The organism is Antribacter gilvus, from assembly GCF_003946865.1.
GTDB classification, from domain to species: Bacteria; Actinomycetota; Actinomycetes; order Actinomycetales; family Cellulomonadaceae; genus Antribacter; species Antribacter gilvus.
The window spans coordinates 16,133-41,862 of the sequence record NZ_QXTH01000003.1 but is presented as its reverse complement, the minus strand read 5'-3'; the positions used below and the strand labels follow the sequence as shown (position 1 = coordinate 41,862).

Below are 25,730 nucleotides of genomic sequence, written 5' to 3'. Positions count from 1 at the left end.
GAGGAGACCTGCGGGAGGGTCAGTCGCGCGTCAGCTTGCGGTACGTCACGCGGTGCGGACGGGCCGCGTCGGCGCCGAGACGCTCGACCTTGTTCTCCTCGTAGGAGGCGAAGTTGCCCTCGAACCAGTACCAGTTCGCCGGGTTCTCCTCGGTGCCCTCGTACGCGAGGATGTGCGTCGCGACGCGGTCCAGGAACCACCGGTCGTGGGAGACCACCACGGCGCAGCCGGGGAACTCGAGCAGCGCGTTCTCCAGGGAGCCGAGGGTCTCGACGTCGAGGTCGTTGGTGGGCTCGTCGAGGAGCAGGAGGTTGCCGCCCTGCTTGAGCGTCAGCGCCAGGTTGAGGCGGTTGCGCTCACCACCGGACAGCACGCCCGCGGGCTTCTGCTGGTCCGGGCCCTTGAACCCGAACGACGCGACGTACGCGCGCGACGGGATCTCGACGTTGCCGACCTTGATGAAGTCGAGCCCGTCGGACACGACCTCCCACAGCGTCTTCTTGGGGTCGATGCCGCCGCGCGACTGGTCCACGTAGGAGATCGACACGGTCTCGCCGACCTTGAGCTCGCCGCCGTCGAGCGGCTCGAGCCCCACGATCGTCTTGAAGAGCGTGGTCTTGCCGACGCCGTTGGGGCCGATGACGCCCACGATGCCGTTGCGCGGCAGCGTGAACGTGAGCCCGTCGATGAGCCGGCGGTCGCCGAAGCCCTTCTGCAGGTTGCTGGCGTCCAGCACCAGCGAGCCCAGGCGCGGCCCGGCCGGGATCTGGATCTCCTCGAAGTCGAGCTTCCTGGTGCGCTCCGCCTCGGCGGCCATCTCCTCGTAGCGGGCCAGGCGCGCCTTCGACTTCACCTGGCGGCCCTTGGCGTTGGACCGCACCCACTCGAGCTCCTCCTTGAGGCGCTTGGCGAGCTTCGCGTCCTTCTTGCCCTGGACGTTGAGGCGCTCGCCCTTCTTCTCGAGGTAGGTCGAGTAGTTGCCCTCGTAGGGGTAGAGGCGGCCGCGGTCGACCTCGCAGATCCACTCGGCGACGTGGTCCAGGAAGTACCGGTCGTGAGTGACGGCGAGGATGGCACCGGCGTACGCCGACAGGTGCTGCTCCAGCCAGAGCACCGACTCGGCGTCCAGGTGGTTGGTGGGCTCGTCGAGGAGCAGCAGGTCCGGCTTCTGCAGCAGGAGCTTGCACAGCGCGACCCGGCGGCGCTCACCACCGGAGAGGACGCTGACGTCGGCCTCCGGCGGCGGGCAGCGCAGCGCATCCATGGCCTGCTCGAGCTGCGTGTCGAGGTCCCAGGCGTCAGCCGCGTCGATGGCCTCCTGCAGGGTGCCCATCTCGGCCAGGAGCGTGTCGAAGTCGGCGTCCGGCTCCGCCATCAGCGCAGAGATCTCGTTGAAGCGGTCAAGCTTCCCCTTGATCTCCGCCACGCCTTCCTCGACGTTGCCGAGGACGGTCTTCTCCTCGTTCAGCGGCGGCTCCTGCAGGAGGATGCCCACCGAATAGCCCGGGGACAGGCGGGCCTCGCCGTTCGACGGCTGGTCCAGGCCCGCCATGATCTTCAGGATCGTCGACTTGCCGGCGCCGTTGGGGCCGACGACGCCGATCTTGGCGCCGGGCAAGAAGTTGAGCGACACGTCGTCGAGGATGACCTTGTCGCCGTGCGCCTTGCGCGCCTTGTACATGGAGTAGATGAACTCAGCCACTGCCTGTGATCCACCGTTCACTGGGGAGGAGGTCGGTATCGCCCGCCGCGCCCGCGGCACGGATTCCGTGCACCGCGGTCACGAGGTGACGCGGTGCCGGCGGCCGCCGCGGCGCGGCGGGCGTCGTCGGTCCCCCAGCCTACGCGGTCCGCCGCCCGGCGCGCCCTGCGCCGTCGGTCACGTCGCCGCCCTCCTCGCTGTCGCCCTCGTCACCGTCGGCGGCGAGAGCGGCCTCGAGCTCCTCGTCCGGGCGACCACCCGCCTCGTCGCCGAGGTCGGCCGGCTCGCCGCCGCCCACGCGCCACGGGTCCGCCGACGCGGCCTGCCCGCCCGTGAGCCCACCGCCCGCCGGGCCTGCGCCCGCCGGGCCACCGACCAGGGTGACGGGAACGCCCCGGGCGGCCGCGCCGTCGTCGGGCAGCGCGCCGTCCGGGGCCTGGGCCTGCGTGGTGACGATGCGCGTGAAGCGCGCCGTGCCGCGCGTGACGTCGGGGCCCACGGAGGTGGCGAGCACCACGAGCGTGCTGCGCTGCTGGTTGTCGGGACCCTCCCACTGCTCGACCGCGAGCCGCCCGTGCACCAGCACGGGGTCGCCCTTGTCGATCGACCCGGCCACGTTGCGCCCGGCCTCCCGCCAGGCCTTGACCGTGAACCAGATCGTCGGGCCGTCGGCCCACTCTCCGGTGGCGCGGTTGATCACCCGCCGCGTACTCCCGACGCGGAACGAGGTCCACTCGGCCCCCGTGGCCGCCGACCGGTACACGACCGGCTTGGTGCCGACGTAGCCGTTCACGGTCACCATCACGTCGCTCATCGTTACCCCCTGGGTCCGGGGCCGGCGCTTGCGGCCGGCCGTCCGGTCCCAGCGTCAGGGACGGAGTACGCGCTCCGCAGGCAGCGAGACGGTACCTGGGGACGGAGACGCCATATGGGCCCCTGTGGTCGGCCTCGGACGCAGCTCCAACGGTGCGGAGGGGTTGTCGTCACGTGCAGCCTGTGCCAGCTCACGCACCTGGCGGTGCTCGTCGAGCAGACGCTGCGTCGGTTCCCCGAGCGTCTTGGCGAGCACCCGCGCCACGGCCGCGTGGCCCGTGGCCAGGACCGCCTGCTCCCGCCGCCTCGCGAGCGTGCGGCGCACCTGCAGCCGCACCACGAACAGCACGAGCGCGACCACCGCCGCGATGACGGCGACGACGCCGAGAACCGTCGTCAGCGACTCGCCGACCGGCAGGACCTCCGTAGCGGCCAGCACCGTGAGCACCCCGAAGATGACGGCCAGCCCGGCCACCCCGATCGCGAGGCGCTTGGTCAGCGGGGCCGACGCCGGACCGCGCGTGTCGAGCGCGACCGCCCGCAGGGCCGCGGCGACGTGCCCGCCGATGGTCTCGGCGCTGGCCACCGACTCCGCGAGCGACCGCTGCCATCCCGGCTTCAGCGCCTCTCCCGCGGTGGTGAGCCACCGCGACCGCGACAGCGCGATGGCGTCCGGGTCGGGGCTCGGGAACTCCGGCCGGCCGTAGCCGTTCCGCACGGCGGACCCGACCTGCCGCGCCACCGCGTCCAGGCCGGCGGCCTCCGCGAGCGCGTCGACCTCCCGATCGACCGCCGCGTCGGTGTGCCACGGCACCTCGGCCGGCGTCTCGCCGAGCAGCAGCCGCGCCGCAGCGTCGATCTCGCCCGCGGCACGCCCCGCCGCGACGGACCGCCGCGCCACCACGCGCTCGAGCAGCTCGCGCAGGTCGTCCAGCCCAGCGCCCGTCCGTGCCGACACCGGCAGCACGGGCACGCCCTCGAGCCCGTCGTCGCGCAGCAGGCGGTGCACGTCGCCCAGGAGGGTCTCGCGCTGGCCCGCCGGGACGGTGTCGACCTGGTTGAACGCCACGACCATCGAGGCCTCGAGGCCCACCGACTCGCGCAGGTAGCCCGAGTGCAGCGAGTCGTCCGCGTACTTCTGCGGGTCGACGACCCACACGAGCAGGTCGACCAGCGGCAGGATCCGGTCCACGATCTCCCGGTGCCCCGGCGCCACCGAGTCGTGGTCGGGCAGGTCCAGGAGCACCAGCCCGGCCAGCGACTCCTCCCCGACGGCGTCGAGCTCGCCCGCCCGGGTGATCCGCCGCTCGCGCTCCACGCCGAGCCAGTCCAGGAGCTCCGTCGCCCCGTCGCTCCACGCGCAGGCGGTCACCTTCGCCGTCGTCGGCCGCTTGACGCCGACGTCCGCGAAGGTCAGCCGGGAGACCTTGTTGAACAGGCTCGACTTCCCGGAGCCGGTGCCGCCCGCGAGCGCCACCACCGTGTGGTCCACACCAAGCACCAGCCGCTCGCGCACGCTCGCGACAGCCGTCGCCACCCGTCCGAACACGCCGTCGTCGAGGCGGGAGCCGGCGATCTGCAGGGCTCTGGCCAGGTCCTCGGTGCGTGCGCGAAGGATGGCGTCCTGGCTGGTCATGTCAGCCTCCTCAGCTCGGCGAGCCGAACACGCAGCGGTGCGGCCGCGTCGTCGGCGAGGGCGGGGACCTCAAGGGCACTCTGGACAGAACGGGCCTCTTCCGCAACTGCAGCGGCGGCCCTCTCCGCCAGATCATCCCTCAGGACGGCCACCGCCTCGGACGCGGTGTCACCCAGGACGCGGTCCAGGAGGCGCTCCGCGTCCGAGTTGCCGACCGCCGCCGCGAGCAGCAGCGCGGCGAGCCCCGACGGCCCGAACGCCTTGCGCGCGCCTTCCGCCCGGGGCGCCTCGGAGAGGTCGGGAACCTGGTGGACGACGTCGTCGCGGTCGCCTTCCGAGGCAGGGTCGCCCTCGGCCGCGCTCGCCCGGGCGGCGGCGGGCGGTGTGCCCAGCCCGGCCGCGACGTCGTCGGCCAGCCGCGCCCACTCGCCGACCGAGCTCTCTGCCCAGACGTCACGCCGCGCGCCGCGCTCCCTGCCGGGCGGCAGCACCGATGCCCCGCCGGCCGGCGCGCCGGGACCGGCGAGCGCCGCGACCAGGCGCTCCTCGGCGCGTGCGGAGGCGGCGACCAGCGCGCGCTGTGCGGCCGCCTCCACCTCGGTCCGGAGACCGGCGAGCGCCTGCTCACGAACGCGGCCGGCCCGGCGCGTGCTGCGGGCCACGCCGTCCTTGACCGCGACGCGCTCCAGGGCCGCGGTGCCCACGAGCTCCGACCAGCGCGCCGCGATGGACGTGCCGCCCGCGGTTCCCGCCGTGACCGTGCGGCGGGCGGACGCCGCGGCGTCGGGCACCACCATGTCGACCGTGTGCCGGAGCCTGCGGGCGGCGTCGCCCTGGTCCTCGACGGCGTCGGCGAGGCTGGTGACCCAGTCGGGCAGGGCGCCCAGCGCGCCCTTGAGCGTGCGCAGGATGACCGTGCGCGACCGGTCCGGGCCCGCGAGGAGCGTGAGCCAGCGGAGCACCGGCGCCACGAGCGCGGGCTCCAGCATCCCCTCGTGCGGGCCCACGTCCGGGACCACGAACAGCGGCACGTCCGTCATGCCGTGCTCCCGAAGGCGCGCCGACAGGTCCCCGCGCACCGTCGTCAGCGTCTCCCGGGGCACCCGGTTCAGCACCATGGCGACGCTCGCCCCGCGCTCCTTGGCGCGGCCCAGCGCCTGCCACGGCAGCGCGTCGCCGTAGCGGGCCGCCGTGGTCACGAAGAGCCACAGGTCGGCCGCCTCGAGCAGCTGGTGGGCCGTCGTGCGGTTCGCGGAGAGGAAGGAGTCGAGGTCGGGCGCGTCGAGCAGGGCCGTGCCGCGCGGGACCTTGGTGTGGTGCACGACGCGGGCCAGGTCGGTCACCGGGCCGGGCTTCAGCACCTCGGCGTCGTGCGGGTGGACCGCGAGGACCGGCTCCCGGGTGGTGGGCCGGAGCACGCCCGCGTCGGACACCTCCTCGCCGAGCATCGAGTTGAACAGCGTGGACTTGCCGGCGCCCGTGGAGCCCGCGACCACCACCATGGCGGGGCTCGACAGCTCGGCCAGGCGGGGCAGCAGGTGCTCGTCGAGCTGGGCGAGGAGCCGCCTGCGGGAGGCCTCCGCCTCCTCCGAACCCTCGATCGGTAGCGGCAACGCTGCCGCGGCGACGTCCCGGCGCAGGTCGCGTACCACGTCGTGGACGGTGAAGCCCAGCTGGTCGGCGACGTCGGGATCCACGCCGCCACGACGGCCGAGGGCTGCGGTGCGGGTTCCCAGGTTCACGGCTTCATCCTGATAGGTCCGGATGGTTATGCCAACCGGGACACAGCGAAAGATGGGGTCGGATGTTGCGGGAGCGGGGATTTTTGGCCCGGGGCGGACGCCGAACCGTCCCTTCGGCGGCCAGATCGGACCGGCCACCCACACCAGGCCTGTTGATCGTTACGATGGTGCCGCAACGCCTCGATAGCTCAATGGATAGAGCAACGGCCTTCTAATCCGTAGGTTGCAGGTTCGAGTCCTGCTCGGGGCACCAGTGGCGCGGGGGCACGCCGTGACCTCGCCGTACTCCTCCACCTCGGGGTCCGCCGGTCCGCCATCAGGAAGCCAACCCATGATTGACGTCCGCCGGTACCAGCCGAGCGACGCTGAGCGAACCCTGGACGTGTTCCGCGCCGCGGTCCGTCGCACGGCGCTGCCGTACTACTCGGAAGAGGCCGTCCTCGCGTGGGCACCTGACGACCTCGACCTCGAGATCTGGGCACGACGCCGGAGAGCCGCTCACACGTTCTGCGCGCACGACGACGCCCTGGTCGTGGGGTTCAGCGACATCAGGGCTGACGGGGTCCTCGACATGCTGTTCGTGCACCCCGACCACGGCGGCATCGGGGTCGCGCGGCGGCTCGTGACGACGGTGATCGCCGAGGCCGAGGCGATGGGACTGACCCGGATCGAGACCCACGCGAGCCGCGCGGCGCGGCCGGCGTTCGAGAGGTTCGGCTTCGTCGTCGACCGGCTGAACGACTCCAACTGGGTGGGCGGCCAGAACGTCCCGAACTACGACATGCACCTGGACCTGCTCCCGACCCCGTCAGGATGATCACGGCCACGCCGCGAGCAGATCGTCGGCGGTCCATACCTTGTCGAGGCTCACGTCGGGCACCGCCCCGGCCGGGCAGACACCCACAGACCGGGTCCCCGGTCCGACGCCGGGCACCGAGGTCGCATCATGGAACAACGTGCGGACCTCTCCCGAGGAGATCGGCCGGTCACCCCGCCACTTGATCGTGCCGACGAGCTCGACAGACCTCGCGGGGCGGGCGTCCGCCCCCACAAGGTCGATCTCGGGGACGTTCGTCCGGGGCCACCACCCACCGACCACGCGGACCTCGGGCATCGTCTCGCGCGCGAGACGGAAGACGGCATCGCGGACCACCGGCTCGATCGCCCGACCGCGCCAGGACCCGTAGCCCGTCCGAACGCGGTGGAGCGCCACCTCCGGACGGCCGGCGTCAACCTCGGGGAGCGATGCCTCCACGAAGGCGAGCCAGAACTGCAGCGCAGGGTCCGCGATCCGATAGCGCCGGTCCTTCGCGCTGCGGCGTGCCGACAGCGGTTCGTCTGCGGCGAGGATCCGACGGTCCATCAGGGTCGTGAGCATTCGGGTCACGGTGGCTGGTGTCGTGGACTCTGGTATGACGGGCGAGCTGCTGATCGAGGTGAACGTGCGTTCGCCTCGCCCACCCGTAGCTGTGAGCACCTGCCGTTCCAACGAGTTGTTCCCGAACTCCGACGAGAGCACCTGAGCGCCGTTGACCAGAAGTGCGCTCGTCGCTCGGCCGAAGCTCTCCTGCAGGAACGTGTCGAGCCGGGTACCGGGTTTCCACTCCTGCGCCACGAGGGGCTGACCACCGGTGACGAGGTAGGCGTCGAAGGCATCCATCCCTGACGTCTCGGTCATCCTCGAGACGTCCCGTGGTGTGAGTGCATGCAGAACCATCTCGGTTGCACGTCCGAAGAACGGCTGGTCCGGACGCGTCAGCTGCTCCATCATCCCCAGGTCGCTCCCCAGCAGGAGCAGAAGAACTGGCTTCCGAGAAAGGTGGAGGTCCCAGACGCGCTGCAGCTCGCCGGAACCACCCGTCGCGGCCTCGAGGAGCCAAGGAAGCTCGTCCAGGATCACGATCGACGGCTGATCGTCAGGCAGGACTGTGGCGAGGTTCTCCAGCGCCTCCGTGAGAGTGCTCGCGCGCAACCGCTCGGCGATCTGCGCGGAAGGAAGTGTTGAGCGTGAGGTCGCCCTTGCGAGCGACTCGATCTCCTCTGTGAGCGAGGTACGTCGAGACGCCTGGAAGTGGACGTACGGCAGGCCGCTGCGCCGCGCGAACTCCGCGGCGAGCCGCGACTTGCCGATGCGCCGTCGGCCCCGGAGCATGACGGCAACGCCCCGGTCGAGGCGCCGTCCGCTCCGGACGGTCTCCAGCTCGTGCTCAAGAGCCCTGAGCTCTCGGTCTCTACCGACGAACACCGCACACCTCCAGATAAGATAAGTTCTATACGGAATAGTTTTACGCGTAAAAGTATCACCGACGGGAGTATTCCGCCCGCTCCCGCGACCTTTCATCCGCCCACCCGGGCACCACTTCCCGCCCCCGTGCGTTGACCTGCCAGGACCCGGCTCCGGCGGGCCGCACCAGGGGAGTTCTCCCCCACTCGGGACGGCCCGCCGCGGCTATACTCGCGGCACGGATCGGCCGCCTGACCGGAGGATCATCGATGACCGAGGCAGCACCCGCCCCGCTCGAGCCACCAGCCCCGACGCTGGTACTCACGGCCCCCGACCCGGTCGCGCCCGTCGCGGCGACCAAGGCGCCGGCGATGGCGCCCAAGGTGGACGCCGCCGTCGCACCCGCCCTGGACAAGAAGGTCGCCACCTACCTCGACGGGCTGCTCTCGAGCGACACGCGCTCCCCCGAGTTCGCCGCCCGGGCCGACGACGTGCGGACCATGGGCGACCAGGACATCCGCCAGGCCGCCGACTCGTCGAACCGCCTGCTGCAGACGCCGGTCAAGGCGCTCAAGGAGGGCGGGCTGGCCGACGGCTCCAAGGTGGGCCAGACGCTGCTCGAGCTGCGCCGCACGGTCGAGGACCTCGACCCGTCCGAGGCGAACGTCGGCAAGAAGCTCCTCGGCATCATCCCGTTCGGCGACAAGATCCAGGACTACTTCCGCCGCTACGAGTCCGCCCAGACGCAGCTCAACGCCATCATCCAGGCGCTGTACAACGGGCAGGACGAGCTGCGCAAGGACAACGCCGCGCTGAACCTGGAGAAGCAGAACCTCTGGGACACCATGGCGCGGCTGAACCAGTACATCTACGTGGCCGAGCGGCTCGACGCGCAGCTCAGCGCCAAGATCGCCGAGATCCAGGTCGCGGACCCCGACAAGGCCAAGGCCCTGTCCGAGGACGTCCTGTTCTACGTGCGCCAGAAGCACCAGGACCTGCTGACCCAGCTCGCGGTCTCCATCCAGGGCTACCTGGCGATCGACATCATCATCAAGAACAACCTGGAGCTGGTGAAGGGCGTGGACCGCGCCACCACCACGACCGTCTCGGCGCTGCGGACCGCGGTCATCGTGGCCCAGGCGCTGGCGAACCAGAAGCTGGTCCTCGACCAGATCGGCGCGCTCAACACGACCACGTCGAACATGATCGCCGCGACGTCGAAGATGCTGGCCGACCAGTCGGCGAGCATCCAGGAGCAGGCGGCCAGCGCGACGATCGGCCTGCCGCAGCTGCAGTCCGCGTTCCAGAACATCTACGCGACCATGGACTCGATCAGCGACTTCAAGACGCGCGCCCTCGACTCCATGTCGCAGACCATCGGAGTGCTCCAGACGGAGACCGCCAAGTCGCAGGAGTACCTGGAGCGGGCCCGCCGCTCGAGCACGGAGGGTGTCGCGAGCGGCTCCCTCGACCTGAACAAGCTCTGAGGGGGACCGCTCGCGCATGGGGTGGCTGGATGAGTTCTTCGGACGGTTGTCCGGCACGGAGCCGAGCCGTTCGACCCCGGAGCCGGGCGTCCCGGCTCCTCCGACCACAGAGGACCTGCTGACGGCCGTCGAAGCGGTCGAGGCGCGGGTGGCGGCGAGCGTCCCGTCCGTGATCACGGCCCGGGTGCGCCGCGTGTCCGCGGTGGTCCACGAGATGGCGCCCCGGCTCGACCGGCTCGGCGCCGGCTCGCAGCAGGCGCACACGGTCGTGGCGACGGCCACGAGCTACCTGCCGGAGGCCGTCAACAACTACGCGCGCCTGCCGCGGGAGTTCGCGAACACGCGGCCCGTCAACGGCGCCAAGCCCGCGCTGTACGTCCTCTGCGACCAGCTCGACCTGCTCACGAACGTGCTGGGGCAGATCTCCGACGCGGTCTCCCGCCAGGACGCGGTGGCGCTCGTGGCGCACGGCATGTTCCTCCAGGAGAAGTTCGGCAGCTCCGGGCTCTCCCTGCCCGCCCTGCCGACGCCGCCGCAGCCGGGCTCGGGGACAGGCTCCGGCCCGGGCTCCGAGGGCGACGGGGACGACGACGGCAGCCCGGCCCTCAAGCCGCCGGAGCCGACGCCGTGACGCTACGAGGTGTGCGCGCCAGACCGCTTCGACGATCGTCTGTGGCCTCATACGCGGCTCTGGAAGCAGTCTCGCGCGCATCCGAGGGCCCGCCCGAGGACGAGCGCGCACCCGAGGGTGCACGATGAGCGCCGCCGGCCTCGCCGCGGCGCTCGACGCGCACGCCGGCCTGGCCGAGACCGCCGGGGTGGGGCAGGACGCCGCGCGCGCCGAGGGCGAACGACTGGCGGCTGCCGTCGCCGAGTCGTCCCCGCGCGCCCCGCAGGCGTGGCTAGAAGCAACCGGCCGGCCGCACGGCAACAACGCCGCCGCGTCGCTCCAGCCGTTCTTCGAGGCGGCGATCAGCGCACGGCGGTGGCGCTCGGCGCCGACCGACCTGCTCGCCCGGCTGCTCGCGGACGGCTCCCCGCACGCGGCGGCCTACGCCGAGTCCCTGGCCGGGGTGGTCGACGCCGCCGCGGCCCTCGGCGATCCCAGCATCAGCGCGATCGCCGCGGCGGAGGGCACCAAGGCCGTGCACCGGTCGGCAGCCTCCGGCACGACGCCGGCCCCCGGCGCCCCCGCGTCCGGCCTGTCGCCCGCCCGCGGCAGCCTCCGCCCCGCAGACCTGGACCTCGGCCGCCTCACGGGGGCCACGCTCCCGCCCGGCGTCCCGTCGGTCGACTCCATCCTCGACGCGCTGGGCCGCCCCGGCCACGCCCCCGCGGGCACAGCGCTCGGGCCGGCGATCCCCGGCACGCCCCACACGCCCGGCACGCCCCACGCCGGAGGCGAGACCGCCACGGAAGGCGAGCGACCGTCGTCGGCCCCCGAGCCCGAGGTGCCGCCGAAGTCCCTGGAGGAGCTGCTCGCCGAGCTGGACGGCCTGATCGGGCTGGCCCGCGTGAAGAGCGAGATCCGGCGCCAGACCGAGCTGCTCCGCGTGGAGCGCCTGCGCACCGAGGCGGGCCTGACGAAGCCGTCCATGACCCGGCACCTGGTGTTCGTCGGGAACCCGGGGACGGGGAAGACGACGGTGGCCCGGCTCGTGTCGGGCATCTACCGGGCGCTGGGGCTCCTGGAGAAGGGCCACCTCGTCGAGGTGGACCGCTCGGAGCTGGTGGCCGGCTACCTGGGCCAGACCGCGGCCAAGACCACCGAGGTGGTGCAGAGCGCCCTCGGCGGCGTGCTGTTCATCGACGAGGCGTACGCCCTGGCCGAGGACCAGTACGGCAAGGAGGCCGTCGACACCCTGGTCAAGGACATGGAGGACCACCGCGAGGACCTCGTAGTCGTCGTGGCGGGCTACCCGCTGCCGATGGCGCGGTTCATCGCGACCAACCCCGGCCTGGAGTCGCGGTTCGCCAGGACGATCGTGTTCGACGACTACACCGACCACGAGCTGCGCGACATCTTCGCGCTCCTCGCCCGCAAGGCCGACTTCGAGCCGCTGCCCCAGACGCTCGAGCGCTTCGCCGAGCTCGTCGGGCACGAACCACGCGGCGAGGGCTTCGGCAACGGGCGCTGGGCACGCAACATGCTCGACGCCGCCGTGGCCCGCCACGCGTGGCGGCTCCGCGACGTCGCCGCGCCCACCGTGGACGAGCTGCGCCACCTCCTGCCGGAGGACCTGCAGGACGTCGTCGACATCGAGCCCGTCTCGGGGGCGGCCGGTAGTGTGCGGGCCGTCACGGAGCCCGGGACCGAGCAGGACAGCATCACCGAGGACGAGGAGCCCGCATGACAGTCACCACGTCGCCGCAGGGTGCGGCACCGGGTGCCGCCGCGGCTGATCCGTACGCAGCCGCACCGGGCGCAGCCACGCCCGCCGCGGGTGCTGGTGCGCCGGGACGCCCAGCGCCGGCGGGCCGCTCCCGGCTCGCGCGCCGCCTGAGCGACACCCCCGGCCGGCTCGCCCTGGCGACGGTGGTCGCTGTCGTGGCGAGCATCGGTCTGGGGGCGCTGGGCTTCGTCGCGGGGATCGGCCAGTCGGGCGCGCTGGACGACGTGCGCACCGACGCGGCCCAGCTGGTGGGCACGCAGGAGCTGCGCAACGACCTGGTGTCCGCCGACGCGACGGCCACCAACGCGTTCCTCGTGGGCGGCCTCGAGCCGGCCGAGGCGCGCGCCCGGTACGAGGACGCGATGACGTCCGCGGCGCAGGCGGTCCCCCGCCTCGCGGCCGGGGCACCCGAGGACACCGGGCTGCAGAGCGTCAGCGGGGCCATCCAGGAGTACGCGGGCCTCGTCGAGTCGGCCCGCGCCAACAACCGGCAGGGGTTCCCCGTCGGCGCCGCGTACCTGGACCAGGCGTCCGCGACGCTCCGCTCGGGCACGCTGCCCACGCTCGACGAGGTGGCGGGCCAGACGGCGCAGCGTGTCGAGGACGGGCAGTCGTCGGTCGCGTTCACCCAGGCGCTGCTCGCGCTCGTCTGGCTCGGCCTCGTCGGGCTCGTCGGCGTCCAGGTGTGGCTCGCCCGCCGCACCCACCGCGTGCTCAACGTGCGCCTGGTGCTCGGCACCGCCGTGGCGCTCGTCGGCGCCGTGGTGGTGACCGCGGCGGTCGTCGGCGGCAACGGCGTGGCCCGCGGGGTCAACGACGGGCCCTACGGCGCTGTCGTGACGTCGTCGCAGGCCCTCGCCCAGGCGACGGACGCGAAGTCGATGGAGAGCTTCACGCTGATCAAGCGCGGTTCCGGGCAGGCGTACGAGAACCGCTTCGTGGCCTGCACCGACACCTCGGCGCTCACCCCCGAGCAGCTGGCGGACGAGGCGTTCGCCGAGGCCCTGGCCGTCTGCCCGCTGTCGGCGGCCGAGATCCTGGACCAGGCCACGGCCGACGGCCAGCTCGCCGGCAGCTCGTCCACGCTCCTCGGCCAGTGGGTGGCCGAGCACCAGGAGATCCGGGCGCTCGACGACGGCGGCGAGTGGGAGGACGCGGTCGCCGCGGCCACCGCGTCCGGCGAGGGCACCGCCGCTGCCGCGTTCGACGCGTTCGCCGAACAGGTCCGTGACGACATCACCGCGTCCGGGCAGGAGGTCGACCAGCGGCTCGGGTCGGCGTCCGGGACGTCGGCGACGGCGGCATGGGTCGCCCTCCTGGCCGGCCTGATCGCCGCGGTGCTCGCGGCGTCCGGCCTCAACGTGCGAATGAAGGAGTACCGATGAGGGGCATCCGGCGCACGCTGTCGCTCGCGCTCGCTACCGTGCTGCTGGCCGGGACGGCCGCGTGCGCGCCGTCGTCCGACGTGCCGGCGGGCGTGGCCGCCATCCGTCTGCAGGCCCAGGCCCAGGCGGAGGCAGCGGCCAAGACCGAGGCCGGGACCGGCGCCGCCTCGGGGACCACCTCGGGCAGCCTTCCCGCAGCGGTCGAGGCGTGCGACGACGGGACCGAACCGGTCGCCTCCTACGCCCCCGAGGGCGCGCTGCCCGGTCCGGGCGCGCTCCCGGCGGGCAGCACCATGGCGGCGATCCGGGACCGCGGCGTGCTCAAGGTGGGCGTGTCCGCAGACACCCTCCTCATGGCGGCGCGCAACCCGCTCACCGGCAAGATCGAGGGCTTCGACGTGGACATCGCCCGGGAGGTCTCGCGCGCCATCTTCGGCGACCCGGACCGGATCCAGTTCCGCGTGATCACCTCAGGCCAGCGCATCTCCGTGCTGGAGGACCACGAGGTGGACCTGGTGGTCCGCGCGTTCACCATCAACTGCGACCGCTGGGAGAACATCGCCTTCTCCGCGGAGTACTTCCACTCCGGGCAGAAGGTCCTCGTCCCGCGCGACTCGACCGCGACCGGCGTGGCCGACCTCGAGGGCGGGCGCGTGTGCGCGCCCGAGGGCACCACCACGCTGGAGCGCCTGTCCCAGTGGGAGGGCATCGAGGCCGTGCCGGCCGCGACGCACACCGGCTGCCTGGTCCTGTTCCAGCAGGGCGAGGTCGACGCGATCACGGGCGACGACACGGTCCTGGCCGGTTTCGCCGCCCAGGACCCGTACGCCAAGGTGGTGGGCGCGGCGATCAGCGACGAGCCCTACGGCGTCGGGATCCCGGCCGACCAGGTGGACCTCGTGCGGTTCGTGAACGGCGTCCTGGAGCGGACCAAGGCCGACGGGACGTGGGCCGCGAGCTACAGCAGGTGGCTCGGCGTGCTCGGCACCGCACCTGCCCCGCCGGCGCCGGTGTACGGACGCACGCCGTGACCCAGAGCGCCTCGGCAGGTTCGCCGGGCGCTTCCGTGGGCGCCGGCGCGGGCGCCCCCGCGGGCGCCGGGTCGGCCGTCCACGCCCCCCAGGCGCCCGGGGGTCTCGGCGTCGCCGCCGAGCCCCGCGCGCTGCTCACCTACCTCACCGACCTCGAGGCGTGGCTCGACGCGCGCCGGGCGGAGCTGGACCGGCTCGACGCCGCCGCGCGGCGGTCTGCGGACCCGTCGGCCTTCACCGCCGACGTGGTCCTCGCCCTGACCCTGTGGCAGGCCGTGCGCACGCGCACGGACGAGCTGGTCCGGGTCTGGGACTCGGGCCGCGCGAGCATCGTGGAGCGGGAACGCATCTCGCAGCTCGTCTGGGGCCGCCTCGGCGGTGACCCCGCCACGTCGCTGCTCTCGCTGGTCGAGGCTGCCCGGCTCTGCGACGCCCTGGCCGGCCAGCTCGCCACCCGCCTCTCCTACGACCCGCACGCGGCCGACCTCGCCACGCGCCTCCGCACGGTCGCGGCGGGCATCGCGCGCGCCGAGGACGCGGCGCGCGGCGACGACGTGGCCCGCGTCGCGCGCCTGCGCGAACGGCTCGGCAAGGTGCGCGCGGACGCCTCCCGCGGCGCCGACGTCGCCGGTCCGCTCGCGGAGCTCGAGGCGGAGATCGCCCGCACCGAACGGGACCTGATCGTCGCCGGTGCCCGACGCCGGTCGCTCGTCCGGGACCGGGAGCGTGCCGTCGCGCTGCGGGAGACCCTCGCGGCACGGGCGCCGGTCCTCGCGGAGGTCGCCGAGCGCTGCCGCCGCGAGATCGCCGCGCCGCCCCGCCTCGCCGTGCCCGACGTCAACCGCCTGGGCGAGGTGCCGTCCGACCGGGACGCGCTCGCCACCTACGTGGAGCGCCTCGGCGCCGTGGAGCGCGCGCTCGACGCCTGCGAGGAGGCGTACACCGGCCCCCTCCGCGAGCGGGCCGAGCTGCGGTTCCGCGTGAAAGGGCTCCTGACCCGCGCCGGCCGCAACGGCCGCGCAGCCTCCGCGACGGTGGTCGCCGGGACCGCCGAGGCCCGCGACGCCCTCGAGACCACACCGTGCGACCTGGCGCTCGCCCGCCACTTCGTCGACCAGCTGGAGGTCCTCGTGCGCGACCTCCCGGAAGGACACCGATGACGACCGAGACCTGCGTCGAGCCGGGCTGCACCGGCACTATCGAGGACGGCTACTGCAACGTCTGCGGGTCGCCTGCGGGCGGCAGCGGGAGCGCGGCGTCCGCCGCCGGCAGCTCAGCGACCTCCGTGAGCGGCACCGCCGCGCTCGGCACCTCAGGACTGGGCACCGCCGGCCTCGGCACGTCGGCGATCGCTCCCATGGGCGAGGCCGCGACGGGACGGACGAGCTCCGCGCGCCTGGCGAGCGTGGCGATCGGCTCCGCCCGCACCACGGCGGGCGGCACGCGCGCGACGCGCCGCATCGGCACGGGCTCCACCCGGCTGCGCGGCCACCGCCTCGGCGCGGGCCTCACGACGGTGCCCCCGGCGCCGGTGACCGACCCGCTGCAGGCCGTCATGGCGGTCCCCGAGCTGGCGGAGAACAAGCGGTACTGCCCCTCCTGCGGCGAGCCGGTGGGCCGCACGCGCGAGGGCGTCCCCGGAAGGTCCGCGGGGTTCTGCGGGCACTGCGGCACCCGCTACGACTTCACGCCCACGCTGCACCCGGGCGACCTGGTGGGCGGGCAGTACGAGGTGGTGGGCTGCCTGGCCCACGGTGGCCTCGGCTGGATCTACCTGGCGCGCGACCGCAACGTGAACGGCCGCTGGGTGGTGCTCAAGGGCCTGCTGAACTCGGGCGACAAGGACGCGTACGAGGCCGCGGTGGCCGAGCGCCAGTTCCTCGCCGAGGTGGAGCACCCGCTCATCGTCGAGATCTACAACTTCGCCCTGCACGAGGGTGCGGGCTACACGGTCATGGAGTACGTGGGCGGGCGCTCCCTCAAGCAGATGCTCGGGGAGCGTCGCGAGGCCAACAACGGCGTGAACGACCCGTTCCCGGTGGACCAGGCGATCGCGTACCTCCTGGAGGTGCTGCCCGCCTTCTCCTACCTCCACGACCACGACCTGCTCTACTGCGACTTCAAGCCGGACAACATCATCGCGCAGGGCGACGGCGTGAAGCTGATCGACCTGGGTGGCGTGCGGCGCGCGGACGACATGACGTCGGCCATCTTCGGCACGGTGGGCTACCAGGCGCCGGAGGTGCCCGAGCTCGGCCCGTCCGTGGCGTCCGACCTCTTCACGCTCGGGCGCACGCTCGCGTCCCTCGTGCTGGACTTCCGCGGGAACACCACCGTGTACGCGGCGTCGCTCCCGCCCGTCTCCGAGACCCCCGTCTTCCAGAAGTACGACTCGTTCTACCGCTGGCTCGCCAAGGCGTGCGCCCCCGAGCCGGCCGACCGGTTCGCCACGGTGGACGAGGCCCGCGGCCAGCTGCTCGGCGTCCTGCGCGAGGTCGTGGCCACCGACAAGGGGGCCGGCCACGCCGCCACCGCGTCCGCCACGTCCGTGCTGTTCGACGCCCCGCTCACCGACGAGGCGGACCACCCGCTCTCCTGGGACCAGCTCCCCACCCTCAAGGTGGACCCGGGCGACCCGATGTCGAGCTGGCTCGTCGGCGTCAACGTGGCCGACCCGGAGGCGCGGATCGCCGCCCTGGAGCGGGCCCCGGAGCAGACCGTCGAGGTGCGGCTCGCCACGGCACGCGCCGCGATCGAGGCCGGCCGGACGGACCAGGTGGCCGAGGTGGTGGCTGCGGTCCTCGAGGAGGACCCGTGGGAGTGGCGGGCGGCCTGGATGCAGGGCCTGAACCTCATGGCCACGGGCGACCCGACGGGGGCGCGAGCCTCCTTCAACGCCGTCTACGGGCAGGTCCCCGGCGAGCTCGCGCCCAAGCTGGCGCTGGCCACGGCCTGCGAGCTCTCGGGCGAGCCCGGCATCGCCGAGCAGCTCTACATGGTGTGCGCCCGCTCGGACGCCAACTACATCGGGCCGGCCGCGTTCGGTCTCGCGCGGATCCGCTCCGCCGCGGGCGACCGCGACGGCGCGCTGCGCGCCCTCGACCTCGTGGGTCCCACGCGGAGCTCCTACGGCGACGCGCGGCTCCAGCGGGCGCGGCTGCTCGTCGGCTCCGACGGCGGGCTCCCCGCGCTGGCCGACGGCGTCTCGGGCCTCGACGGCGCGCCCGTGCCCGACCGTCAGCGCACGCTCGTCACCGTCGACGCCCTCACCTCCGCGCTCGACCTGGTGATCCGCGAGGGCGCTCAGCCAGGGCTGCGCGTCGGCGGGGCGGAGGCCACCGAGCCCACCCTGCGTGACGGCCTGGAGCAGGCCCTGCGCCACCTGGCGCACCTCAGCGAGGACCGGGCGGAGCGCGTGACGCTCGTCGACCGGGCCAACGCCGTCCGGCGCTGGACCCTGCGATGAGCGATCCCACCAGCAAGGAGACAGGCAGCGAGATGAGTACCGACACGGCCGCGGTCGTCACGTGTCCCGAGTGCGGCGAGGTCGCAGCACCGGGAGCGCGGTTCTGCGAGGGCTGCGGCACGAGCCTCACGCCCCCGGCACCCGACGCAGGCAACGGCAGCGGCGTCACCGCCGACGGCGCCCCCGCTCCCGGCGGGCCCCCGCACCCGGGCCTGACGGCCCGCCCGGGCGAGGTGCAGGAGGCCGCGCCGCCGCCGTCGGCCACCGTGCTGGACCCCGACCCCGACTCCGGGGTGGTCCCCGCGGCCCGGCCGTGCGCCGCCTGCGGGGGGCGCGTCGCGGCCGACGGCTACTGCGAGGCCTGCGGCACGCCCGCGCAGTCCGAGCGCGACCACTTCGAGGAGCACCCCGCGTCCTGGGTGGCCGGCGTGTGCGACCGGGGCATCCGGCACGCCCGCAACGAGGACGCGATGGCGCTCGCCACCGGGCCCGCGCCCGGGACGAGCCCGGACCGCTTCGCGGCGCTCGTGGTGTGCGACGGCGTGTCGAGCGCCCCGGACTCCGACGTCGCGTCGCTGGCCGCGTCGCGGGCAGCCCGCGACGTGCTGGCGACGTACGGCCCGGGGGGCACCCCGGCGTCGGGCGCGCCGGTGACGGGCGGCACGTCGGCCCGCATCGCGGGCTGGACCGACGCGCTCGTGGCGTCGTCCCGCGCGGCGAGCGCAGCCGTCGTGGAGGCCGCGGCCTCGATCGCGGCGGGCCGCTCCCCCGAGGACCCGGTCCGCGAGCCGCCGTCGTGCACGTTCGCCACAGCCGTCGTGGACGGCGACCTCGTAGTGGCGGGCTGGATCGGCGACTCGCGCGTCTACTGGCTGCCCGACTCCGGCGAGGCGGAGCAGCTGAGCGTCGACGACTCGTGGGCGCAGGAGATGATCGCCGCGGGCATCCCCCGCGAGCAGGCCGAGAACGCGCCGCAGGCGCACGCCATCACGCGCTGGCTCGGGCCGGACGCACCGGACGCCGACGCGCACTGCGCCGCGACCGTGGCCCGGGGGCCGGGCTGGCTCCTCGTCTGCTCCGACGGCCTGTGGAACTACTGCTCGCCCGCCGGCGACGTGCTGGACCTGGTGCACCGGGTCCAGGAGGAGCACGCGGGCGAGCCGCTCGCCATGTCGGGCGCGCTCGTGCGCTGGGCCAACGAGCAGGGTGGCCGCGACAACATCACCGCCGCGCTCGCGCGGCTCGTGCCCACCGGGCGCGACCGCGGCTCCGCCGCACAGCCCGCTCCCGCCGCCCCCTGACCGTCCGACTTCGATAGCCTTCAAGTCACCTGAACCCGAAGGAGCCCACAGTGGCCGATTTCACCGCCGAGGTCTTCCAGAACGAGTTCCTGTCCGACGGCGCCACGGACGTGCACGCGATCGTGACCGTCACCTGCTCGGGCGCGGGGACCGCCGGGGGCGTCGGCTCCACGAGCGACGGCTCGACGGCCGAGATCATCATCGTCGACACGTCGGGCTCGATGCAGGGCCGGAACATGGAGTCCGCCAAGCACGCGGCCGCGGTGGCCGTGGACCAGATCGCCGACGGCACCTGGTTCGCGGTGGTCGGCGGCTCGCACGTCGCGGAGCGGATCTTCCCGTACCCCAACGCACGCGTCTCGATGGTGGCCATGGAGCCGGGCGCCCGTGAGGAGGCCAAGCGCGCGATCGCCCGCATGGCGCCCGGCGGCGGCACGGCCATCTCGACGTGGCTGCGCATGGCCGACGAGCTGTTCAGCACGGTCCCCGCAGCGCAGAAGCACGCGATCCTGCTCACGGACGGCAAGAACGAGTCCGAGGCGTCGGTGAACCTGGACCGGGTGATCCAGCAGGTCACGGGCCACTTCCAGTGCGACGCCCGCGGCGTCGGCGACCGCTGGGTCGTGGAGGAGCTACGGAAGATCTCCACCGCCCTGCTCGGCACCGTGGACCTCATCGCGCAGCCCGAGGACATCGCCGACGACTTCGCCGCCCTGGTCCAGAAGGCGATGTCGCGCGGCGTCGCGGCGGCCGAGCTCCGCGTCTGGGCGCCCCAGGGTGCGCAGGTCCTGTTCGTGCGCCAGGTCGCGCCCACCGTGGAAGACCTCACGGCGCGGCGCAGCGAGCTCAACGCGCTCACCGGCGCCTACCCCACGGGCGCGTGGGGCGACGAGTCGCGCGACTACCACGTGGCCGTCCGCGTCGCGTCCCGTCCGGTGGGCTCGGAGCAGCTCGCCGCCCGTGTCCAGCTCGCGGTCGGCGGCGAGGTGGTCTCGTCCGGCCTGGTGAAGGCCAAGTGGTCCGACGACGACGCGCTCACCACGCGCATCAGCCCCGAGGTGGCGCACTACACCGGGCAGGCGGAGCTGGCGTCGGTCATCCAGGAGGGTCTCGCCGCGAAGGCCGCGGGCGACGAGGCCACGGCCACGGTCAAGCTCGGCCGCGCCGTGCAGCTCGCCGCGGAGACGGGCAACGACGAGGCCACCTCGCGACTGCGCAAGATCGTGGAGGTCGAGAACGAGGAGCAGGGCACCGTCCGGCTGAAGCGCAATACCGCCAAGCTCGACGAGATGGCCCTCGACACCGCGTCGACCAAGACCACGCGGGTCCGGAAGTCATGAGCGTCGTCTGCCCCGAGGGGCACACCAGCACCTCCACGGACTACTGCGACGTCTGCGGCGCACCGATCGCCGCGGCTGCGGCGTCGGCGACCCCGTCAGCGCCCGCGGCCGCCCCGGCCGGGGGGCCGACGCCGGCGTCGTCCTCCTCGGGCGGCAGCAGCCCCGTGACGTGCCCGCAGTGCGACGAGCTGTCCCCCTCCGGGTCGCTGTTCTGCGAGAACTGCGGGTACGACTTCACCACCGGCACGCCGGCCGTGCCCACGCCCCCGCCGTCCGCCCTGGACCTGGGAGACCTCGGCCGTCCCGGCGCCGGGTCCGGTGCCGCCTCCGGTCCGGTGCACGCGCCCGGCGCCCCCGCCGACCCGGCCCAGGTGGCCCCGGAGAGCGGTCAGGCGGTCGTCAGCCCGCCGCCCCTGCCGGGCTCCGGCCAGGGGGGCGGGCCGGCCGCGGGGGGCGAGCCGGCGGCGTCGGCCCCTGACGGCCCGGGACTGTCGGCGCCCGCAGTGCCCGGCCCCGACACCTGGGTGGCGGAGGTCTGGGTGGACCCCGACTGGTACGCGCACGAGAAGCCCGAGGACCCGATGCCGTCCCCCGGCCTGCCCGGCCTGGTGACGCTGCGGCAGCGCAGCCTGCTCGTGGGCCGGCCGTCGAAGAGCCGGGGCATCCACCCGGACATCGACTGCGGCACCGACGCGGGCGTGTCCCGGCGGCACTGCCAGCTCTCGTCGGACGGGCAGCGCTGGTGGGTGGAGGACCTCCAGTCGGCGAACGGGACCTACGTCGCGGCGGCGGGCGAGCCGCTGCCCGAGGACCCGATCACGCCGGGCCAGCGCCGCGAGGTGGCGGACGGCGACCGCGTCTTCGTGGGCGGCTGGACCCGGCTCGTGATCCGCAAGGCCCTGCCGGGCGAGGCCTGACCGCCCCGCCGCCTCACCCGGGGCGGCGGGTCAGGCGGGCCGCGAAGACGCCGCACGCGATGAGCGCCACGGCGTTCACCGCGAGGAGGACCCGGTAGTCGACCACGGCGAGCAGTGCCGCCCCGAGGAGCGTGAAGATGACCGCGGGGAAGTTGTTGAGCAGGTGGCTCGCCGCCGCCGCCCGGCCCTGCAACCGGGCCGGCGTGCTGATCTGGCGTTCCGTCACATAGGCGATGACGGTCATCGTGATGCCGAACCCGAGCGGCGCCATGGCCAGGACCGTCAGCACGAGCACCTCGAGCATCATCAGCGCCATGCCGAGCCCGGCCACCACGAGCCCGCCCGCGAGCACCGGCACCCGGCCGAACCGGTCCATCAGGCGGGGCGTGAGCAGCCCCGCGACAAAGCCCGCGAGCCCTTGCACCACGGTGACGGGGCCGAGCCACGCGGCGGGGACGCCGACTCCGTCCAGGAGGGCGAAGGCGACACTGTTGATCAGCCCGCTCGCCGCCATGGCCCCGAGCGTCGCCACCGTGAGGCCGGCGAGGGGCTGCGTGCCGAACAGGTGCCGGAACCCGGCCGTGAGCCGGGCGAGGTACGTCTCGGCCTCCGGGGCGGGCTCGTGCGCTGACTCCGTCAGGCGCACGAGCGCGAAGATGACGGCCGCGCCGCCGAACGCCGCCATGGTGGTCACGACGAGCGGGACCGGGCCTGCGACCGCGTAGACGCCCGCCCCGGCGAACGGCATGGCGATCCGGAAGGTCTGGTCGATCATCGAGAGCCGCCCGTTGGCATGGCCCAGGGCGACGTCGGGCATCAGGTCGCGCAGCAGGCCGGACTGGCAGGCCCCGGTCACGTAGGCGACCGACGAGTACAGGACCGTCACCACGTAGACGACCCAGACCTGGCTTGCGTCGTGCACCCACAGCAGGGGCACCAGGCAGGCCGCGCCACCGGCGTAGGCGAGGGAGATGAGCCGGCGGCGGGAGAACCGGTCGGCGAGCTGGCCGAGGAACGGCGAGGCGAGCGCGGGGATGCCGAGCAGGGCGAACGTGGCGCCGCCCAGGGCGACGTTGCCCGTCAGGTCGGTGACCCAGACCGCGAGGATCAGCGTCAGCACCGAGTCGGCGAAGTTGGACAGCGCCCAGCCGACGGTGACGGTCCGGAAGACCGGGGTCCGCAGGGCAGCCTTCGGGTCGACGGCGGCTCCGGTGGCCGCGACCGCGGCGTCCGGCGCCGGGCCGGTGCTCATGCCTGCTCCTCGAGCTCGAAGTAGGTGGCGCCGAAGAACTGTGCGCGCAGCGCGCCCTCAGGCCGCAGAGCAGGGTCGCTCCGCCCGGCGAACCGCTCGGACAACCGCTCCAGGTCGCGCGACACCTCGTCCAGCTCCTCGCGGGTGGCCCAGAACGCCTGGCTGGTCTGGGTCGTCGCGAGGACGTCGTCCGCGTCGACCGCGTCCACCGCCGCGACCCAGCGCTGGATCCGCGAGAACTGCTCGGCGAGGTACACGGTGGCGAACGCCTTGGCCGCGTCCACGGACTCCGGGACGGCAAAGTCGGGGCGCACGCTGAAGCCGCCCGCCGAGCGCCACGGGCGCTCCTTGCCGCGCGGCTCGGCCCGCTCCACGAACCCGTACTTCTCCAGCTGGCGGAGGTGGAACGAGCAGCTCGCCACGGACTCCCCGATGCGCTCGGCGCACTCGGTCGCCGTCAGCTCCCGCTCCGGGCCGAAGAGGTTCAGCAGCTTGAGCCGCGTGGGATGGGTGAGTGCGCGGATGTTCTCCGGGCTGCTCGCGACATGTTCGGACATAGCGCCACAGTAGAACGCTAAAGACACCTTGCGCAAGAACTCTTTAGCAAGAGGTCTTGATCGAGGCGTCGAGGCCGCCCGGGTCTCGACCCAGCCCAGGGGAACCCGCTGGAGAAAATGTCGTGCGCAACACACTCGTAACCTGCCCGAGTGGTGCCCGCGCCGCCCCAATCCCGCAGAAAGCCGGGCATTGCGGCGCGCCATCCCGTCCCATACCGGACAGACCGTGCCGCATATCACGTTGTGGACATCCCCGGAACCGAGGACGATGTAACACGACGGAAACACTCCGCCGCACCTGGCCCGACCCGGGCCGAACCACCAGACCCGCGCACCCTGCGGATCGACCAGAAGGACACGCACACCATGTATCTCCAGGCCATCTTCGACTCCGTCCGGATCGAGCAGCGCGAGCAGGTCCGCGACGCCGAGCGCTCGGCGAGCGCCCAGCGACGCCTCGACCGTCGTCGGCGCGGTGCGGTCAGCACCCGCAAGCCCGCCCGGACCGCCTGAGCCTCCCGGTGCCCCGGCACCCCCGGCAGGCCTCACCCGACAGGCCCCTCCCCCGTCGCCACCGCGACGAGGAGGGGCCTTCTCGCATCCCGGCCCGGCGCGCCCGGACGACGGCGTCCCGACGCCGGACCCGTGCCCGTCGGCCTAGAGTGTGCCCGTGAGTGCACAACCGAACGACCGCATCGTGTGGATCGACTGCGAGATGACCGGCCTGGACACGCGCGCCGACGCGCTGGTCGAGGTCGCCGCCGTCGTCACCGACTCCGAGCTCAACGTGCTGGGCGACGGCGTGGACGTCCTGGTCGCCCCGCCTGCCGCTGCGCTGGAGCAGATGAACGACTTCGTCCGCACCATGCACACCACCTCCGGCCTCCTCGAGGAGCTGGCCGGCGGGGTCACCCTCGCCGAGGCGGAGAAGCGCGTGCTGGAGTATGTGCGCGAGTGGGTCTCCGAGCCCGGCAAGGCCCCGCTGGCGGGCAACTCCGTGGGCACCGACAAGTCGTTCCTGGACCGCGACATGCCGGACCTGGTCGGCTACCTGCACTACCGGATCATCGACGTCTCCTCGATCAAGGAGCTCGCCCGCCGCTGGTACCCGCGCGTCTACTTCGCCTCGCCGAAGAAGGGCGGCGGCCACCGCGCGCTCGCCGACATCCTGGAGAGCATCGACGAGCTGCGCTACTACCGCGAGGCCCTCTTCGTGCCCCAGCCCGGCCCCGACACCGCCACCGCGCGGGCCGTCGCCGCGAGCGTGATCGAGACGTCCGTCACGAAGCGGTCCACCGCTTCGTAACCGGGTCTGCACGAGGGCTCGGACCATGTACACTTTTCGACGGTCGAGGTCATCAGATTCTCGGCCCGAACTGAGTACGGCATGGTGGGTATAGCTCAGCTGGTAGAGCACCTGGTTGTGGTCCAGGGGGTCGCGGGTTCAAGTCCCGTTACTCACCCCATGGAAAGGCCCCCTCGCAGCAGCGAGGGGGCCTTTCGCGTGCCGGTCGCGGCACGCGGACGACTCACGCCAGACGCGCCACGATCGCGTCCGCCAGCCGCTCCGCCGCCTTGGCGTCACCCGAGAACTGCATCCAGAGCGACGGCTCGGTGAGCTCGAGCTCGATCACCATCGGGGTGCCGTCGTCGCGGGTCACGAGGTCCACGCGGGCGTAGAGCAGCGGCTCGCTCGTGCCGAGCTCCTTCGCGGCGGCGTCGAGCGCACGGCGGGCGACCTCCACCTGGGCCTCGGACGCCTCGAACGGCGTCATGACCTCCTCCTGGTACAGCCCCTGCGTGGGGCGCGACGGCCCGGTGAGGAGCGCGTTCTTGCGCACGGCGTGCGTGTGCTCGCCGTCCACGAAGACCAGGCAGGTCTCGCCCGCGGTGTCCACGCTCGTGACGTAGGGCTGGATCATGGCCCAGCGGCCGCTGATCAGCAGCTCGTTCGCGTGCATGATCGCCAGCGCGCGCGACTCGGCCGAGATCGGCTGGTAGCGACCGGTGTCCTTCGCCCCCGCGCTGACCACGGGCTTGACCACGAAGTCGCCGAACGCGGGCATGCGCGTGTGGATGGCACGCTTCGACAGGTGGCGCTCCGGGTCCAGCCAGATGGTGGGGATGACCGGCACGCCGGCCTCCTCCAGCACCCGCAGGTACCGCTTGTCCGTGTTCCAGCGGATCACGTCGGCGCTGTTGAGCAGGTGCGGCACGGAGTCGGCCCACGCCAGGAACTGGTCGCGGCGGGCAGAGTAGTCCCAGGTGGAGCGCACCACGACGAGGTCGAAGGCCGACCAGTCCACCGACGGGTCGTCCCACACGACGGCCGCCGCGTCCACGCCACGGGCGACGAGAGCGTCGACGAGAGGACGGTCGTCGGCATCGAGATCGGGCAGCACGGAGCAGGTGGCCAGGGCAACGCGGGCGTTCGAAGTCACGGGAGCAGACTATCGGCGGGTGGCGACAAGCCCGTCCAGGACC

The 25,730-nt window shown here is 73.4% G+C and carries 21 protein-coding genes and 2 tRNA genes; 15 read left to right on the top strand and 8 right to left on the bottom strand.

The genetic code is table 11. The annotated features are described in order from the left end of the window. Window positions 1–19 precede the first annotated feature (19 nt). The 4 genes from ettA to D1350_RS05940 form a co-directional block, all read right to left on the bottom strand. Window positions 20–1,702 carry an energy-dependent translational throttle protein EttA gene (gene ettA / locus D1350_RS05955; RefSeq protein WP_125774927.1) on the bottom strand — a complete coding sequence of 561 codons (1,683 nt, stop codon included), beginning with the start codon at window positions 1,700–1,702 and terminating at the stop codon, window positions 20–22. Between the two features lie 139 nt (window positions 1,703–1,841). Further along, window positions 1,842–2,516, bottom strand: a complete 675-nt coding sequence (locus D1350_RS05950; protein ID WP_125774925.1) for a single-stranded DNA-binding protein — start codon at window positions 2,514–2,516, stop codon at window positions 1,842–1,844. A 54-nt stretch (window positions 2,517–2,570) separates the two neighbouring features. Beyond that, complete coding sequence (locus D1350_RS05945; protein ID WP_125774923.1) at window positions 2,571–4,151, bottom strand: GTP-binding protein; 1,581 nt, start codon at window positions 4,149–4,151, stop codon at window positions 2,571–2,573. Further along, window positions 4,148–5,893, bottom strand: coding sequence for a GTPase (locus D1350_RS05940; protein WP_240643915.1), 1,746 nt, complete (start codon window positions 5,891–5,893; stop codon window positions 4,148–4,150). Before D1350_RS05940 ends, D1350_RS05945 begins: the two co-directional genes overlap by 4 nt. A gap of 177 nt (window positions 5,894–6,070) precedes the next feature. Here D1350_RS05940 and D1350_RS05935 point away from each other — a divergent pair. Then, window positions 6,071–6,146: transfer RNA gene (locus D1350_RS05935), tRNA-Arg, on the top strand. Window positions 6,147–6,224: 78 nt separating this feature from the next. Next, window positions 6,225–6,710 (top strand): GNAT family N-acetyltransferase, encoded by a 486-nt coding sequence (locus tag D1350_RS05930; RefSeq protein WP_125774921.1) that lies wholly within the window; start codon window positions 6,225–6,227, stop codon window positions 6,708–6,710. On the opposite strand, the gene D1350_RS05925 is transcribed toward D1350_RS05930, so the two are convergent. Beyond that, complete coding sequence (locus tag D1350_RS05925) at window positions 6,711–8,138, bottom strand: ATP-binding protein (protein ID WP_164545046.1); 1,428 nt, start codon at window positions 8,136–8,138, stop codon at window positions 6,711–6,713. It abuts the gene before it with no gap. A gap of 248 nt (window positions 8,139–8,386) precedes the next feature. Between D1350_RS05925 and D1350_RS05920 the strand changes: the two genes are divergently transcribed. From D1350_RS05920 to D1350_RS05875, 10 genes are all read left to right on the top strand, one after another. Continuing rightward, on the top strand, window positions 8,387–9,604 hold the full coding sequence (locus tag D1350_RS05920) for a toxic anion resistance protein (RefSeq protein WP_125774917.1): 1,218 nt from the start codon (window positions 8,387–8,389) through the stop codon (window positions 9,602–9,604). 16 nt (window positions 9,605–9,620) lie between these two features. After that, the gene (locus D1350_RS05915) at window positions 9,621–10,235 is read left to right on the top strand and encodes a hypothetical protein (RefSeq protein WP_206074439.1); all 615 of its coding nucleotides are present in this window, start codon (window positions 9,621–9,623) and stop codon (window positions 10,233–10,235) included. A 124-nt stretch (window positions 10,236–10,359) separates the two neighbouring features. Beyond that, complete coding sequence (locus D1350_RS05910) at window positions 10,360–11,958, top strand: AAA family ATPase (RefSeq protein WP_125774915.1); 1,599 nt, start codon at window positions 10,360–10,362, stop codon at window positions 11,956–11,958. Then, entirely contained in the window at window positions 11,955–13,382 is a 1,428-nt protein-coding gene (locus D1350_RS05905) for a hypothetical protein (protein WP_125774913.1), read from the top strand. Before D1350_RS05910 ends, D1350_RS05905 begins: the two co-directional genes overlap by 4 nt. Continuing rightward, a complete protein-coding gene (locus D1350_RS05900; protein WP_125774911.1) occupies window positions 13,379–14,413 on the top strand; it encodes a glutamate ABC transporter substrate-binding protein in 1,035 nt (344 codons plus the stop codon). The genes D1350_RS05905 and D1350_RS05900 overlap by 4 nt, the downstream gene beginning before the upstream one ends. Continuing rightward, a complete protein-coding gene (locus D1350_RS05895; RefSeq protein ID WP_240643914.1) occupies window positions 14,410–15,573 on the top strand; it encodes a hypothetical protein in 1,164 nt (387 codons plus the stop codon). Before D1350_RS05900 ends, D1350_RS05895 begins: the two co-directional genes overlap by 4 nt. Further along, complete coding sequence (locus D1350_RS05890) at window positions 15,570–17,879, top strand: serine/threonine-protein kinase (protein ID WP_125774909.1); 2,310 nt, start codon at window positions 15,570–15,572, stop codon at window positions 17,877–17,879. The genes D1350_RS05895 and D1350_RS05890 overlap by 4 nt, the downstream gene beginning before the upstream one ends. Beyond that, the gene (locus D1350_RS05885) at window positions 17,876–19,180 is read left to right on the top strand and encodes a protein phosphatase 2C domain-containing protein (protein WP_240643913.1); all 1,305 of its coding nucleotides are present in this window, start codon (window positions 17,876–17,878) and stop codon (window positions 19,178–19,180) included. The genes D1350_RS05890 and D1350_RS05885 overlap by 4 nt, the downstream gene beginning before the upstream one ends. Before the next feature lie 50 nt (window positions 19,181–19,230). Then, window positions 19,231–20,520, top strand: a complete 1,290-nt coding sequence (locus D1350_RS05880; protein ID WP_125774905.1) for a VWA domain-containing protein — start codon at window positions 19,231–19,233, stop codon at window positions 20,518–20,520. Further along, entirely contained in the window at window positions 20,517–21,437 is a 921-nt protein-coding gene (locus D1350_RS05875; protein ID WP_125774903.1) for an FHA domain-containing protein, read from the top strand. Before D1350_RS05880 ends, D1350_RS05875 begins: the two co-directional genes overlap by 4 nt. Before the next feature lie 13 nt (window positions 21,438–21,450). Here D1350_RS05875 and D1350_RS05870 read toward each other — a convergent pair whose 3' ends face one another. Next, window positions 21,451–22,689, bottom strand: coding sequence for an MFS transporter (locus tag D1350_RS05870; protein ID WP_125774901.1), 1,239 nt, complete (start codon window positions 22,687–22,689; stop codon window positions 21,451–21,453). Continuing rightward, a complete protein-coding gene (locus tag D1350_RS05865; protein WP_164545045.1) occupies window positions 22,686–23,246 on the bottom strand; it encodes an ArsR/SmtB family transcription factor in 561 nt (186 codons plus the stop codon). Before D1350_RS05865 ends, D1350_RS05870 begins: the two co-directional genes overlap by 4 nt. Before the next feature lie 366 nt (window positions 23,247–23,612). Between D1350_RS05865 and D1350_RS23595 the strand changes: the two genes are divergently transcribed. From D1350_RS23595 to D1350_RS05855, 3 genes are all read left to right on the top strand, one after another. Next, a complete protein-coding gene (locus tag D1350_RS23595) occupies window positions 23,613–23,759 on the top strand; it encodes a hypothetical protein (RefSeq protein WP_164545044.1) in 147 nt (48 codons plus the stop codon). Between the two features lie 157 nt (window positions 23,760–23,916). Beyond that, the gene (orn, locus tag D1350_RS05860; protein ID WP_276313709.1) at window positions 23,917–24,552 is read left to right on the top strand and encodes an oligoribonuclease; all 636 of its coding nucleotides are present in this window, start codon (window positions 23,917–23,919) and stop codon (window positions 24,550–24,552) included. Between the two features lie 84 nt (window positions 24,553–24,636). Beyond that, a tRNA-His gene (locus D1350_RS05855) sits at window positions 24,637–24,712 on the top strand. 63 nt (window positions 24,713–24,775) lie between these two features. On the opposite strand, the gene D1350_RS05850 is transcribed toward D1350_RS05855, so the two are convergent. Next, window positions 24,776–25,687 carry an ATP-grasp domain-containing protein gene (locus D1350_RS05850; RefSeq protein WP_125774897.1) on the bottom strand — a complete coding sequence of 304 codons (912 nt, stop codon included), beginning with the start codon at window positions 25,685–25,687 and terminating at the stop codon, window positions 24,776–24,778. Between the last annotated feature and the right edge of the window lie 43 nt (window positions 25,688–25,730).